General features: G+C 44.0%; 13 protein-coding genes. 5 read left to right on the top strand and 8 right to left on the bottom strand.

Annotation, left to right across the window (positions count from 1 at the left end):
* Positions 1-84: 84 nt before the first annotated feature.
* Positions 85-984: a LysR family transcriptional regulator gene (locus tag RXX31_RS12195; protein ID WP_317589674.1), complete on the bottom strand. Its 900-nt coding sequence runs from the start codon at positions 982-984 to the stop codon at positions 85-87.
* Between the two features lie 176 nt (positions 985-1,160).
* On the opposite strand from RXX31_RS12195, the gene RXX31_RS12190 reads away from it, so the two are divergent.
* Together RXX31_RS12190 and lldD are read left to right on the top strand one after the other, a co-directional pair.
* Positions 1,161-2,852: an L-lactate permease gene (locus tag RXX31_RS12190; protein WP_317589673.1), complete on the top strand. Its 1,692-nt coding sequence runs from the start codon at positions 1,161-1,163 to the stop codon at positions 2,850-2,852.
* A 303-nt stretch (positions 2,853-3,155) separates the two neighbouring features.
* Positions 3,156-4,298 carry an FMN-dependent L-lactate dehydrogenase LldD gene (gene lldD, locus RXX31_RS12185; protein ID WP_317589671.1) on the top strand — a complete coding sequence of 381 codons (1,143 nt, stop codon included), beginning with the start codon at positions 3,156-3,158 and terminating at the stop codon, positions 4,296-4,298.
* 120 nt (positions 4,299-4,418) lie between these two features.
* Here lldD and RXX31_RS12180 read toward each other — a convergent pair whose 3' ends face one another.
* Positions 4,419-4,766 carry a helix-turn-helix transcriptional regulator gene (locus RXX31_RS12180; RefSeq protein ID WP_317589669.1) on the bottom strand — a complete coding sequence of 116 codons (348 nt, stop codon included), beginning with the start codon at positions 4,764-4,766 and terminating at the stop codon, positions 4,419-4,421.
* Between the two features lie 226 nt (positions 4,767-4,992).
* Here RXX31_RS12180 and RXX31_RS12175 point away from each other — a divergent pair, with 226 nt between their 5' ends.
* Positions 4,993-6,096 (top strand): mechanosensitive ion channel family protein, encoded by a 1,104-nt coding sequence (locus RXX31_RS12175; protein WP_317589667.1) that lies wholly within the window; start codon positions 4,993-4,995, stop codon positions 6,094-6,096.
* Positions 6,097-6,158: 62 nt separating this feature from the next.
* Here the strand turns inward: RXX31_RS12175 and RXX31_RS12170 are convergent, their stop codons facing one another.
* On the bottom strand, positions 6,159-6,878 hold the full coding sequence (locus RXX31_RS12170; protein ID WP_317589666.1) for a carbonic anhydrase: 720 nt from the start codon (positions 6,876-6,878) through the stop codon (positions 6,159-6,161).
* A gap of 363 nt (positions 6,879-7,241) precedes the next feature.
* Here RXX31_RS12170 and RXX31_RS12165 point away from each other — a divergent pair, with 363 nt between their 5' ends.
* Complete coding sequence (locus RXX31_RS12165) at positions 7,242-7,679, top strand: DUF3859 domain-containing protein (protein ID WP_317589665.1); 438 nt, start codon at positions 7,242-7,244, stop codon at positions 7,677-7,679.
* An 89-nt stretch (positions 7,680-7,768) separates the two neighbouring features.
* On the opposite strand, the gene RXX31_RS12160 is transcribed toward RXX31_RS12165, so the two are convergent.
* A complete protein-coding gene (locus RXX31_RS12160; protein WP_317589664.1) occupies positions 7,769-7,972 on the bottom strand; it encodes a cold-shock protein in 204 nt (67 codons plus the stop codon).
* A 664-nt stretch (positions 7,973-8,636) separates the two neighbouring features.
* Here RXX31_RS12160 and RXX31_RS12155 point away from each other — a divergent pair.
* Positions 8,637-8,837, top strand: coding sequence for a hypothetical protein (locus RXX31_RS12155; protein ID WP_317589663.1), 201 nt, complete (start codon positions 8,637-8,639; stop codon positions 8,835-8,837).
* 201 nt (positions 8,838-9,038) lie between these two features.
* Here RXX31_RS12155 and tdh read toward each other — a convergent pair whose 3' ends face one another.
* The 4 genes from tdh to RXX31_RS12135 form a co-directional block, all read right to left on the bottom strand.
* Positions 9,039-10,070 (bottom strand): L-threonine 3-dehydrogenase, encoded by a 1,032-nt coding sequence (gene tdh / locus RXX31_RS12150; RefSeq protein ID WP_317589662.1) that lies wholly within the window; start codon positions 10,068-10,070, stop codon positions 9,039-9,041.
* Positions 10,071-10,115: 45 nt separating this feature from the next.
* Positions 10,116-11,309 carry a glycine C-acetyltransferase gene (locus tag RXX31_RS12145; protein ID WP_264908326.1) on the bottom strand — a complete coding sequence of 398 codons (1,194 nt, stop codon included), beginning with the start codon at positions 11,307-11,309 and terminating at the stop codon, positions 10,116-10,118.
* A gap of 212 nt (positions 11,310-11,521) precedes the next feature.
* Complete coding sequence (locus RXX31_RS12140) at positions 11,522-13,846, bottom strand: bifunctional diguanylate cyclase/phosphodiesterase (RefSeq protein WP_317589660.1); 2,325 nt, start codon at positions 13,844-13,846, stop codon at positions 11,522-11,524.
* The gene (locus RXX31_RS12135; RefSeq protein ID WP_317589659.1) at positions 13,846-14,775 is read right to left on the bottom strand and encodes a transporter substrate-binding domain-containing protein; all 930 of its coding nucleotides are present in this window, start codon (positions 14,773-14,775) and stop codon (positions 13,846-13,848) included. The genes RXX31_RS12140 and RXX31_RS12135 overlap by 1 nt, the downstream gene beginning before the upstream one ends.

Here is a 14,775-nt window from a genome sequence, read left to right as displayed (position 1 = left end):
GGCGCTAACGTTTGATTTCAACTAAAAGATTGAAACATTTATTAAATTGCTATCTAACACGCAGTTTGCATTGACCGAAAAACACTAAAAATAATGTGAAATCGCTAAGTAACGATCACGAATGTGTTCTATTAATAACTTCACTTTGTTGGGTGGCTGGCGAGTAAACGGATATACCGCATAAATACCCAATTTTTTGCCCACCAGCTCAGGGAAAATGTCCACCAGCTGGCCGTTACGAAAGTCGTGATACACCAAACATCTTGGTACGTAGGCGATACCGTGGCCACCCAGGGCCGCTTTGCGAAGCGCGGTAGCGTTATCAGTAGAAAAACTGCCCGACACTTTAACAATGTAGTTGCCTTCATCACTCTTAAACTCCCAATCGGAAGCACCTGTGGTTTGATAGGCATACTGAAAACAGTTATGACGCGTCAAATCGATCGGTTCTACTGGTTTACCATTTTTGGCTATATAAGAAGGGGAAGCACACACGACCCATTGAGAATCGAGAATATGGCGCGCAATTAAGCTGGAGTCTTCAAGATACCCGGTGCGAATCACCAGATCGTAACCGTCAGCCACGAGATCAACAAAGCGATTATCAAGCGACATATCGACAGTCAACCCCGGATGAAGATTGCAAAATTCGGCGACTGCATCAGCCAGAATCAAGTCCCCAGAAATAGAGGGCACAGACATCTTGATATGTCCGCTGACATTCTCTCCAAAGCCTGCAACCGCATCCATAGCCTCCTGAGTGGCTTGCTTCACATTTTTAGCACTATGTAATAACACCTTCCCTGCTTCCGTCAGGGTCAATTTACGTGTTGTTCGATATAATAGCTGCGCGCCGATTTCTTCTTCCAATCTGGCAATTCTTTTGCTAACTACCGAATTTGTAAGGTTATTTACCTCAGCAACCTTACTAAAACTCCCCAGTTCAATCACCTGAGAAAATAGGATTAAATCGTCTGCTCTCATTTTATTATGTCACTTTTGGAATTAATCATTTTCATTATTTCCCTATATCTAAAAAAAATAAAGGAGTAGATTCACGCCCTGTTAACAAAACGATCACAACAAAACCATTACAACAAAAAGTCGCCTCTACAACGGAAACATACCGTTCAATCAGTCTGCGAACGAAGGATGTACAAATGAGTGAAACCCTACTTGCCCTCGTGGCATTTTCGCCAATTGTTGTTGCCGCCATTTTATTGGTTGGTCTCAACTGGCCTGCAAAAAAAGCTATGCCTGTTGCGTTCGGTCTAACCGTCGCTATTGCCCTCATGTTTTGGGATATGTCAGCAACTCGTGTACTGGCATCCATATTCCAAGGCCTAGGAATTACCGTATCTGTTCTCTGGATTGTGTTTGGCGCCATCTTCTTGCTCAACACTTTAAAACACACTGGAGCGATCACGACTATTCGTAACGGCTTTACCGATATCTCTGCCGACCGACGTGTTCAAACTATCATCATTGCGTGGTGTTTTGGCTCGTTCATCGAAGGAGCTTCTGGTTTCGGCACGCCAGCGGCGATTGCTGCACCTCTATTAGTTGCGATTGGCTTCCCTGCAATGGCAGCCGTGCTTATGGGCATGATGATTCAGTCTACACCTGTGTCATTTGGTGCTGTAGGCACACCGATCATTGTCGGTGTCAATAAAGGACTGGATTCACATAACATTACCGAGACATTGGTAACACAAGGTTCTTCATGGGAAGCATACCTACAGGACATTACTGCTCACGTAGCGGTTATCCACGCGGTTGTTGGTACTATGATTCCAGTGTTAATGGCTGTGATGTTAACACGATTCTTCGGTAAAAACAGAAGCTGGACTGAGGGTCTTGATATCCTGCCGTTTGCGCTGTTTGCTGGTGTCGCATTTACCGTTCCTTACGCGCTAACTGGTGTATTCTTGGGCCCTGAATTCCCATCTCTGATTGGCGGCCTAGTTGGTCTTTCAATTGTGGTAACGGCAGCGAAAAAAGGCTTCCTGGTACCAAAAACAAAATGGGACTTTGAAAGCGAAGACAAGTGGCCTGCAGAGTGGTTAGGTTCTCTTAAAATCAATATTCAAGATAACGCTGGTAAGCCAATGAGCCTCGCAATGGCTTGGGTTCCTTATGTATTGCTAGCTGTGATTCTTGTTGCTAGCCGTGTAAGCGCTGAGTTCAAGGGCTTCCTGCAAAGCATCAGCTTATCTTTCAGCAATATTCTTGGTGAAGCGGGCGTTAGTGCAGCGATCCAACCACTCTACCTACCTGGTGGCATCCTGGTGTTTGTTGCTCTACTAGCAGCACTACTGCAAAACTGCAGTGCGAAACCACTTCGTGAGGCATTCGGTGAATCAAGCAAAACATTAATTGGCGCTGGCTTCGTACTGGTATTCACCATTCCGATGGTACGTATCTTTATCAACTCAGGTATCAACGGTGCTGACCTTGCAAGTATGCCGGTAACTACAGCGAACTTTGCCTCTGACCTTGTAGGCTCTGCATTCCCGGCATTGAGCGCTACTGTTGGTGCACTAGGCGCGTTCATCGCTGGTTCGAACACGGTATCGAACATGATGTTCAGCCAATTCCAGTTTGAAGTCGCTCAAACGCTATCTATCTCGAGTGTGATTGTTGTTGCACTTCAAGCCGTCGGCGCGGCGGCAGGTAACATGATTGCGATTCACAACGTCGTCGCGGCATCAGCAACGGTTGGTCTGCTGGGACGTGAAGGTGCGACGCTACGTAAAACCGTTATCCCAACATTCTACTATCTTGTAATGACGGGCATCATCGGTTTAGTACTGATTTACGGATTCCATGTAACCGATATATTGATGAAGTAAACAAAAGCGCAGGGTGTCACCGCTCTGCCCTATTTTGACACAGCTATGAGCAACACTACCCAAGAAAGGCTTATTAAGTCTGAAAATCACCCCCGGTAGCTGTGTCACCTTCTCGCTTTTTGTATAACTGATTGAATAGTTGAACGCTGATTGTTCAATCAATTATGTAAATTGGTTACCTGAATTACTCTATCTGATAGTCGTAATTCTTGGTTAACCCTTATTCTGATGTCGTCAGCTACTCCGTAGCGATGAGAAACAATGCTCCACTACTTTGCTTAGAATAAACGCTAGGACACAATTATGATTATATCTGCTTCTACCGATTACCGCGCAGCCGCTAAAGCCAAGCTACCTCCATTTTTATTCCACTATATTGATGGCGGCTCTTACGATGAACGTACTCTGAAGCGCAATACTGACGATTTAGGCGATGTCGCACTTCGTCAGCGCGTCCTGCGTGACATGGCTGATTTGAGCCTGGAAACCGAGATCTTTGGTGAGAAACTTGCTATGCCTATCGCACTTGCTCCTGTTGGTTTGACGGGCATGTACGCACGCCGTGGCGAAGTGCAGGCAGCAAAAGCAGCAGAGAAAAAAGGCATTCCTTTCACCATGTCTACGGTTTCCGTTTGCCCAATTGAAGAAGTGGCTCCAGCGATTGAACGTCCAATGTGGTTCCAGCTATACGTCCTAAAGGACCGCGGCTTTATGAAAAACGTTCTAGAGCGTGCAAAAGCAGCAGGGGTAACGACGCTGGTCTTCACCGTTGATATGCCAGTACCAGGCGCGCGCTACCGCGACATGCACTCTGGTATGAGTGGCCCTAATGCCGCAATGCGCCGCGTATTTCAGGCTATGCGCCACCCAAGCTGGGCGCTGGATGTCGGTATGCTGGGTAAACCTCACGATTTAGGTAATATTTCCACTTACCGTGGTGAACCAACTAAGTTAGAAGATTACATTGGTTGGCTAGGTGCAAACTTTGATCCTTCAATCTCCTGGAAAGATCTAGAGTGGATTCGTGACTATTGGGATGGTCCAATGGTGATCAAAGGCATTCTCGATGAAGAAGATGCAAAAGACGCGGTACGCTTTGGTGCGGATGGTATTGTGGTATCTAACCACGGTGGTCGTCAGCTAGACGGTGTGCTTTCTACCGCTAAAGCTCTGCCAAGTATCGCTGACGCGGTTAAAGGCGATCTTAAGATTTTTGCTGACTCTGGTATTCGTACTGGATTGGATGTGGTTCGCATGCTTGCTCTTGGCGCTGACTGCACGCTGCTGGGACGCTCTTTTGTTTACGCACTGGCTGCACAAGGTGGTACTGGTGTAGAGAACCTGCTGGATCTGTACGACAAAGAAATGCGTGTAGCGATGACATTAACTGGTGCTAAAACGATTGCCGACCTTTCACAAGACTCATTAGTGAAAATACCAAATTAACGCTATATGAAACAAAAACGAGCCATCAGTGGCTCGTTTTTTTATGGCTAATTAGCTAGGGGCTGTAGAACATCGTCAATGGCGAAAGTGTCATTCTAATAGTGATTACGACGACGAAATCTAGCTAACTTGATGGACGTATTCGATCACCACTTGGTTGCCGTCAATAAACACGTTACTAATATCGCCATCCACCGTTACTCGGCTTTGCAGTTGTACAGAACCTATAGCAGACATTTCTCGCTCATTTAGAGTCGGAATCACTTGACTAGGGCGCACATGTAGCTGCTCGCATAGCTGTTTTACAAAACCCAATGTCAGGGGTGAACTACCACGTAATAAGCCAGAAAACTCATGCAAGCTTACGCCAAGGCGTTTCGCCATATCCATTTGAGTAATGTGCATTTTGGCTTTTTGTGACATCCAAATGTTATAGAGCGCAATTCTATCCTGCTCTTTAAATTCCATATCTGCCTCCGCTAATTTTAAGTGGCAATACCCTCTCACACTTGCCTCCGCTTAATGTTAGCGATAAGTCAAAGAACTTATAATTAAACGTTCAAGTCCTGTAAGTTAATATGACTCACTTTACTGACCATAATGCGGGTTCTATACAATCTTTGTTAAATTTCTGGGGTGAGCGTTTAATATCTGCTACCTTTCTCACCAAGACTCATTCGAAATAAAGTTACTTATGTCACAGTGGTTTATCGACCTGCAAAATTATGTTCAGACACATAGTCAGGATTGGAGCGGAAGCGTTCTTTTCATCACACTTGCCAGCTTTTTAGCCTGGGTAGCCTGGCGGTTGATTCGCTCTCGCCTGGCCATTTTGGTAGAAAAAACGCAATTCCATTGGGATGACATGCTGCTACAGGCACTAAAAGCGCCCGTGAGTACACTTATTTGGTGTTGGCCTGCAACCGTATCACTCGGCATTATTTTAGAAAGCGAGCTAAACGACAAGATAGACTGGCTGAGCACACTCAAGCTCATTTTGGTCATCAGCATATTGGTCTGGACCTTAATGAGGTTAATCACCAATGTAGAAGAATACGTACTCGAACATCAGAAACGTGACGAAACGACGGTACAGGCTATCGCAAAAGTGGCTCGCTTGTTCTTCGCGACACTAGGTATCCTCACGATCATGCAGGCGTTCGGTCTTTCTCTATCTGGCCTGCTCACATTTGGTGGTGTCGGTGGCTTGATCGTGGGTTTAGCCGCTAAAGATTTACTGTCTAACTTCTTTGGTGGTTTGATGATCTATTTCGACCGACCATTTAAGGTCGGGGACTGGGTCCGCTCGCCAGACAGAGAGATCGAAGGTACCGTTGAACGTATCGGCTGGCGCATGACGATTATTCGTACATTTGATAGACGCCCACTGTACGTACCAAATTCGGTTTTCAGTAGTATTGTCGTGGAGAACCCATCTCGAATGCTCAATCGACGTATCTATGAAAAAATTGGCCTTCGCTATGATGATGCTGAAAAAGTGCCGGAGATCATCACTGCAGTCAAAGAGATGCTGAAGACTCACAAAGACATCGATGCACGCCAAACGCTAATAGTGAACTTTGATTCTTTTGGCCCTTCGTCGTTAAACTTCTTTGTTTACACCTTCACGAAAACCGTCAACTGGGTCCGCTACCACGAGGTGAAGCAGGATGTTTTACTGCAAGTTGTCTCTATTATCAAAGAGCACGATGCAGACATTGCCTTCCCAACTCAAACGCTTAAGCTGGACCCAATTCAAATCGCCAACGCAACGGGACAAGATGACGACGATTTGTAACGATTTAACAATACAAAGCCCACTCGATTGAGTGGGCTTTGACATTATGGTTTAAGCAGGCGTTATTGCTTAGTCAGAATCAGACGCGCATTCAATGCTTGAACCGGACGATTGTTCTCACCCATTGCTTTTTCAAACTTTTTGATTTGTTGGCCAGAAATAGTCTGCGGCTCTTTAATGACTAACCAACGTACCCCTTCTGAACACGGCGGCGTCGTTAAAGAACCATTGAAACGGTAATAGTCTTTATCACTCGGGATAAGAGCACTCGCATCAAAGGGCGCACGAATAGTAACGTTATTCTCTTTTTCAGGAACACTCTCAAGCAAGTTGGCTAGCGCTGGGTTAGCATCACCCTCCTCGAAGAATACCGCAACAACCGCCAGATTCCCCTGGTCATCAGCATGAACGTAGTGCGCCTCTAACGGGTAGGATTTTCCATCTACATGGTTTTCTGACGGAGTATGGAAGTGAAATTGCTTAAGGTTAAATGACTGCCCGTCAACAAGCAGGTTGTTATCCCCTTCTAAACTCGTTTGTAGAGTATGACCATTGTTCGTTAGTGAAATTGCTTTACCTTTGTAATCTAATTCCAGCTTGGCCAACTCAGCCTGAACCGCAGACTGTATATTAATCGGGCTCTGGTTTTTCCCCTGTGCACACTCAGAAGCAAACTCTCCCCAGTGTTCAGGACCATGGTTGCCTTCATATCCCCAATTAGCTGCATGCGCTGTACCAACTAATGCCAGTGATAAACCTAACGCTGTAAGTGACTTATTCATAGTTTTACCTTATTCCATCAAGCGAAGTATTTTTAACCTCGCTATACTAATCGCATAAGATCCAGTAGGAATAGTCTGAAAACTTTGATTGCAAAAAAACTTTGGTAGCAAAGTCTCTCGCTGTGTAATTGACAGTTATCTCATCCGCTATAGGTTCACAGAAAGTCACAAAAATCAAACGTAGAAACCCTCTTGGAAATCATCTTCACTTTAAACGTTGCATAACTGGCAACAGGCCTGAAATAGATATTGCATCAATAATCAGGTCAATCCTTGAATGGATTTATTGGGGGTCTGGCGTTGTTTCAAGCCCTGCCGGTATTTGGTAAAATCGCGGCATAATTTATTAGCGAGAACCAGTGAGTGGCAAAACGTACTCCAGTTATAGAAATGACGTCCTATGGGATTTACTCCCACTGGGATGCAAAAGCCAAAGAGTTGCCTCAAATTAAAGCGTTCACCCAAACCGTGACCGCCGATGAAGGGGTTGAGTTTGGCTTTACCGTCAATATTAAAAAAGCGAAAGGACAACTATTACAGTTTTGCATCCATCATCCGGGCATCATCAACAAGAAAGGAAAAATACTCGCGCCTTTTGATGGTGAAGTGTATGTACGGAGCAATGACTGGCACTTTTATCTGGGAGATACCATTCAGCTGCTGTGCCCGATTAATGGACTAGAAAGCAACTTGGGTGAATGGCGAATGATGCTGGAAATGGAAGGTAAAATCATCGCCGAGAAAACATTCAAAGTCGTCGCTCGTGACGAAGGTCAGTTCTGGAAAAACCGAGGTTTTTAAACTGACTTATGTTAAAAATCCACTAAAAGCAGACTCATAGCGACACTTAATGAGCCTGCTTACTGACCAATTATGTTTCAATGCTCGTTTTATAGAGGCTTAACGTTAGTCGCGCACGGACCTTTCTGCCCTTGCCCTACTTCATATTCTACTTTCTGACCATCATTCAGCGATTTATAACCACTCATTTTAATTTCGGAGTGATGGACAAATAAATCTTTGCTGCCATCATCTGGGGTAATGAAGCCAAATCCTTTATCCCCATTGAACCACTTAACTATTCCTGTACTCATATTCTCGATCTTCATATTCGGTGAACTATGAATGACTTACCTTGCTATCACCATCACAAGAGCCGTTTTGTTTTAACGCTTTTATTAGCTCTAAAATAGGCCAATTGATTAATTGCACATAAAACCACAAGTAACCATTAACTTAGTATGGGCAATAGACAAGAAAATTGCTGAAAATATTTTGAGCTGATCTTGGTAAAGAAGCCGATATCCTCATCCGGAGTTATTACCCGCTTAGGATCACTTACCTCAACTCAGCCATAGAGCACACGAACGTCAATATTAGCTCCCCAGCCAAACAGAAGTCTTCTTTCTACATTTAAGTTCCAACGTTGGTCCGTCATACTGTTCAAGGTTAAATTATGGGGCGAGTATCACACTAAACATTCATATATCAGATTATTCTAATGCATATAACTAAGTTTCATACCCAAGCAGGTATGAATAAATTACTGTCCGTTCGTCAGCAGGCCAAAAAACATGCAACTTTATGCAAAGTGCCCTTCTTGTAAGAAGAGTTCGGTATTTAATCGAATACACCGAACATTCATAGAAAAAGTGTTTCGAAAAAAGCACTTAAAATACGAGTGTGTAAATTGTTCAGCAGAAGTTTTTTCTCATCAAACTCAAAGAGATATCGTTCTCCATCGAAATAGGAGCTGCAATGAACAATAACATCAGATCGATAGATCAAGCTGAAGGTTTACGTCGTCTTGTGAAATCTCCAACTGGCTTAGATAAATTAAAGGCTATACAAGTTGCATTACGGCAAGCCATTATTGCGGGTAAATTTAAAGAAGCAGAGACACTCATGGCATTGCTAGATAACGCTCAAACAGAGCTAGAAAAAACGTATTGGAGATAGCATCCGTTCAGTTCGTCTTTGTGGGGGCAGGTTTTTTGTGATAAATCGCTAATTAAGATTCATTGATTAAGAATACGGCTTACACTCGTAAATATGGCGCTAAAAGGGGCTATATTTTCCATTTTAATGTTTCGCCGGACATCTGGGGTATAAACAAAAAACGCCCCTTTCGGAGCGCTTTTCTTACTTAGAAGGTAAAGGTTATTCCCAATCTAGGATAACTTTACCAGACTGACCGCTACGCATAACGTCGAAACCTTCTTGGAAGTCATCGATCTTGTAGTGGTGCGTGATGATTGGCGACAGATCCAGACCTGATTGGATCAGTGAAGCCATCTTGTACCAAGTTTCGAACATCTCACGTCCGTAGATGCCCTTGATAACCAGACCTTTAAAGATCACTTGGTTCCAGTCGATCCCCATGTCTGATGGTGGAATACCTAGCAGAGCAATACGGCCGCCGTGGTTCATGGTTGTTAGCATTGAGTTGAACGCTGCAGGGTTGCCAGACATTTCAAGGCCAACATCGAAGCCTTCTGTCATGTTCAACTCTGCCATTACATCATCTAGCTTCTCTTCTGCTACGTTTACTGCACGAGTTACACCCATCTTACGAGCAAGCTCCAGACGGTACTCGTTAACGTCTGTGATGACTACGTGACGCGCACCAACGTGTTTTGCAACCGCAGCTGCCATGATGCCGATTGGACCAGCACCCGTGATCAGCACATCTTCACCAACTAGGTCGAAAGAGAGTGCGGTGTGTACTGCGTTACCAAACGGGTCGAAGATCGATGCAAGATCGTCAGAGATCTCATCTGGAATCTTAAAAGCATTGAACGCTGGGATAACCAGGTATTCCGCAAACGCACCTTCACGGTTAACGCCCACACCGATGGTGTTACGACACAGGTGTGTACGACCACCACGGCAGTTACGGCAGTGACCACAAGTAATGTGGCCTTCGCCAGAGACGCGATCGCCAATTTCAAAGCCACGAACTTCCTGACCAATCGCTACGACTTCACCTACGTACTCGTGGCCCACAACCATAGGTACTGGAATGGTTTTTTGTGACCATTCATCCCAGTTGTAGATATGAACGTCTGTACCACAGATCGCGGTTTTCTTAATTTTTATCAGAATGTCGTTGTGGCCAACCTGAGGTTTTTCCACCTCGGTCATCCAGATGCCTTCTTCAGGCTTTAGCTTTGATAATGCTCTAATTTTCATAATGTAACCCAAACTATAGGTGCTAAACGTTAGCACCTAAAAGCCTTAAATAATGCCCATATCCTTACCAACTTGGATGAATGCGTCGATCGCACGATCCAACTGCTCACGAGAGTGCGCCGCTGACATTTGAGTGCGGATACGCGCCTGACCTTTTGGCACAACAGGGAATGAGAAGCCGATGACGTAGATGCCTTTTTCTAGTGCTCGCTCAGCGAACTCAGCCGCTACTTTCGCATCACCGAGCATAATTGGGATGATTGCGTGATCAGCACCGCCCATGGTGAAGCCAGCCGCTTCCATACGTGCACGGAAATGCGCTGCGTTTTCCCACAGACGGTCACGTAGGTCACCACTTTCTTCTAGTAGGTCTAGAACGCGGATTGACGCATTAACGATTGCCGGAGCAACAGAGTTCGAGAACAGGTATGGGCGAGAACGCTGACGTAGCCAGTCGATCACTTCAGCTTTACCAGATGTGTAACCGCCTGAAGCGCCGCCCATTGCTTTGCCTAGCGTGCCTGTGATGATATCGATACGGTCAACGACATCATGGTATTCGTGCGTACCTGCGCCAGTCTTACCCATAAAGCCAACGGCGTGAGAATCATCAACCATGGTCAATGCACCGTATTTTTCTGCCAGGTCACAGATAGCAGGAAGGTTCGCGACAACGCCATCCATTGAGAACACGCCATCGGTAACGATTAGAATGTGGCGAGCACCCGCTTCTTTTGCCGCAATCAGTTGTTGCTCTAGCTCTTCCATGTTGTTGTTTGAGTAACGGAAGCGCATTGCCTTACACAGACGAACACCATCAATAATAGACGCATGGTTTAGTGCGTCAGAGATAATTGCATCTTCTTTACCAAGAATGGTTTCAAACAGACCAGCATTTGCATCAAAGCAAGAAGTGTAAAGAATCGTATCTTCCTTACCCAGGAACTTTGACAGTTTCTGCTCTAGCTCCTTATGGATGTCTTGAGTACCACAAATAAAACGTACTGACGCCATGCCAAAACCATGCTCGTCCATGCCCGCTTTACCCGCTTCAATCAGGGCAGGGTGGTTAGCAAGGCCTAAGTAGTTATTTGCACAGAAGTTCAGTACTTCTTCACCGGTTGAGATTTTCACAGCGGCTTGCTGTTGAGACGTAATAATACGTTCTGCTTTGTAAAGACCTTCAGCCTTCACTTCTTCAATTTGCTGTTGAATCTGTTGGTAAAATGCAGAAGACATTCGCAATTCCTTCTTGATTACGTTGGCGAGTTTTCACTCGTTTTGAATTTGGTTTAGCCTTTATGTGACGGGCGTCACCGGCGATCACTGTTCAATTAATTGTAGTGTAATTCAAAGCAGGAAGAGGGATTATCCCTTGAGGTGGAAAAGCATTAATGAACCTGAGGCACAAATATCATCAATGCTTTACTATCATATTGTATTGAAAGGATTTACAACCAGATTGGCTGTTTTAGTAAGGCTTCAAACTCCTCAGCAGGCAGTGGACGGCTATAGTAGAAACCTTGCCCGAACTCACAGTTTAGGTCATTGAGAAAATCGACGTGTCGGCTCTCTTCGATGCCTTCAGCAACAATTTTTAGATTGAGTGCTTTCGCCATCGCAACGATCACATTAACCAGTTCTCGATCTGACTCATTTTCAAACACGTTCTGCATGAATGCCCGATCGATTTTCAGACGATCAAATGGGAACTTCTGCAAGTAACTTAATGCTGAATACCCCGTTCCAAAATCATCGATAGTCAGTTTGGTTCCTAAAGCGCGTAAGTTGTCTAGCATATCCAGGAGCTCCTGGTTATGGTTGAACAACAAACTTTCCGTTACTTCGACATCAAACTTGTCTGCGGCAAGCCCTGACTCACGTAAGTTTTGCGTAATAAGCTCAAGCAATCGTTCACAATAACGGAATTGCACACTAGAGAAGTTGACCGACATAAACAAAGGAGTGATAGATTGCCATTGTGCAGCGCGCTGACACGCTTGCTGAATAGCAAATTCTCCCACTTGGTGAATTAATCCATTTTTTTCCGCGATGGAGATGAACTCTTCAGGATTAACGAAACCGTATTTGTCATCATTCCAACGCATCAGTGCTTCAGCCCCGACAATCTGACCGGTTTTCAACTCCACAATCGGCTGGTAATACACTTCCAATAACTGATTGGAAATCGCACTGCGTAGTCGGCTTTCCAAATCGAGATAGCGCTGTAAATCTTGGTTCATGTTCTGGTCATAAAAGCAGAAAGCGTCACGGCCGTCTTGTTTGACTCGATACATTGCCATATCAGCACACGCCAGTAATTGCTCCGCCGTTTCTCCATCATCAGGGAACACTGACATCCCGATACTGCTGCTCAGGAAAAACTCATGATTGTTCCACACCAATGGCGCATCAAACGAAGACAGTACACTGGAAGCGACACGTTTAGCCGCTTCACCATTTGGTAAATCAGGCACAACCAGTAAGAACTCGTCACCACCAATTCTGGCCAGTAAGTCCGTTTGTCTCGCCACACGGTGTAGTCGCTGTGCACTGAGCTTAAGGATTTCATCACCAACAAAATGACCCATGGAATCATTGATCTGTTTAAAGTGATCCAAATCGATAAACATAACGAGTACTTGAGTGCCATTACGAGAAGCTCGTATTAATTCCAACGCCAACCTTTCTGAACCATAGCTACGATTGGGTAAATTGGTTAACGTGTCATATTTCGCTTGGAACTCGAGCTCTTTTTCTGAAGCGATACGTCGTTCAATCTCATTAGTCAGTTTTTGGTTTTGTTTAGATAGAATATCCTTGCGCTTTTTCTCTTCTTCAAGCTTTATTTTTAATCCAATTCTATTGTTATTTGCAATAAAAGCATAACAGAGGCCAATAACGATCATTACAGCAAGAATACTCAGGCCAATAATAAATAGACGAGAGGTAAGAACATCGCTTTCACTTAAAGGTTCAAACCAAGCTCTTAATTTAAAGTGGTATCGATCAACTGGCACTTCAAAATAGATTTTATTCTTCAATTCTTTTGGTTCAACTAAACGCTGGTGTTGTTTATCTGTAGAATTCTTCGTAATAGAGTCCCACACAACCATTTCAACGTTTTTAACATTGAGAACCATTCGACTATAACTATCTTCATGTTCCTGATTGGTCAGTTGTTCAATCACGACATTGGTATTGATGTCGGCCACAATAAACGCAACTTGTTTACCCGAAAACGCGACTTTTTTGACCACTTGAATGAGGGTACCGTCCTCATCTTCAGACGCATAAACTTCCTCTGTATGGCCATGATCGATTGAGAGTTTATTGACGTCTATCACCTGTAAGTCCTGAGGTTCTGTAGAGACAATAATCGTTCCATCACCTCCCACCAGCGTTAACTTATTATAAATATGGCTGTTATTTATTTTCTTACTCGCTATTTTACTATCAAAGCGGTGTTTAAGATTAATGAGACTCGCACCTAAACCATATTCCATTGACATGCCAGAAGCTAAGTTGGCAAAAAAGGTTTGAACCGTCTTATCACCAGATAAATTTTCAACATCTTCACTTGCAATAGTAAATAAGTTGTCAAGTGTACTAGCATAACTTTTTACTTTTAAGTCTAACTCTCTATATTGTGACTCTTTTAATTTATCTTGACCTAGACTGGTAACCACAATAAGCATTGTCAAATAGGCAGACACTAAAATGGCGCTTATTGTTATTATTTTTCTACTGGATATTTTTTTAACAGCCTTTTTCATTAATCTGTCTTACTTTTTTCTATGAAATAATCATTGTAAAAGTAGTAAATAGATGGGTAATACTTCTTCACCAGTTTTTCATACGTTCCATCTTGTTTAATAGAATTCAAATATTGGTCAAACGCTTCACGTAGCTCTGGTGAATTTTTCCGAAATGCTACCGCCATCTTTTGATTTTCTGATATTGGGCCAATCACTTTTATTTCGCCTGGCCATTTTTCTAGTGCGATAAGTGTATCAGCAACATCTAAAAGTGTACTTTCAGCATCATTCTTCAAAATTGCTGGTACCATCTCATTTAAGAGACGATCACCATCAGGAAGAATGACTTTTGCTCCCGTGTCATATAAGTCATAAAGATTGGGATCCAGACAGGAGTGCTCCAAAGCTAAAACCTCTCGGCCGTCAATAAGCTCTTTAACGATACTAATGTCGTCGTCAATCGAACCCGTAGGTTTAATGGGAGAAAGAGATGAGTCCGTTCTGGAGACCAACCAAACACCAGAAGGGAAGTAATCCTGAGAAAAGTCGACGACTTCAGTTCTCCAGTCAAGAATAGTGACACCGTTAGCAATCAGATCGCCTTCAATGGGTGTTGTTTCACCTAAAACCGCCCTTTTGTCTTGGTAATGCACATGCTGACCAATTAGCTTGCCAATCATATTACTCCACTGAGCAGGCACGTATTCGTAACGCACCCCCAAGGATTGAGCGAAGCCTCTTACTATGTCCACATCAAACCCTGTCAGTGTTTCCATTTCACCTTGTTCGATATAAGAAACAAAATTGGCGTAAGGAACACCGATATGACGTAGGACTCCACTCTCGCGGATTTCTTCCAGATCACTTGACCAAACAGAAGATGACATAACAGTCGCTGTTATGAGCCCTACCGTTGCTATGGTTCGTTTAAGTATCTTGACTGACAT

The organism is Vibrio sp. EA2 (genome assembly GCF_033042495.1).
Lineage (GTDB): Bacteria > Pseudomonadota > Gammaproteobacteria > Enterobacterales > Vibrionaceae > Vibrio.
This window is presented reverse-complemented; position numbering and strand designations above follow the sequence as displayed.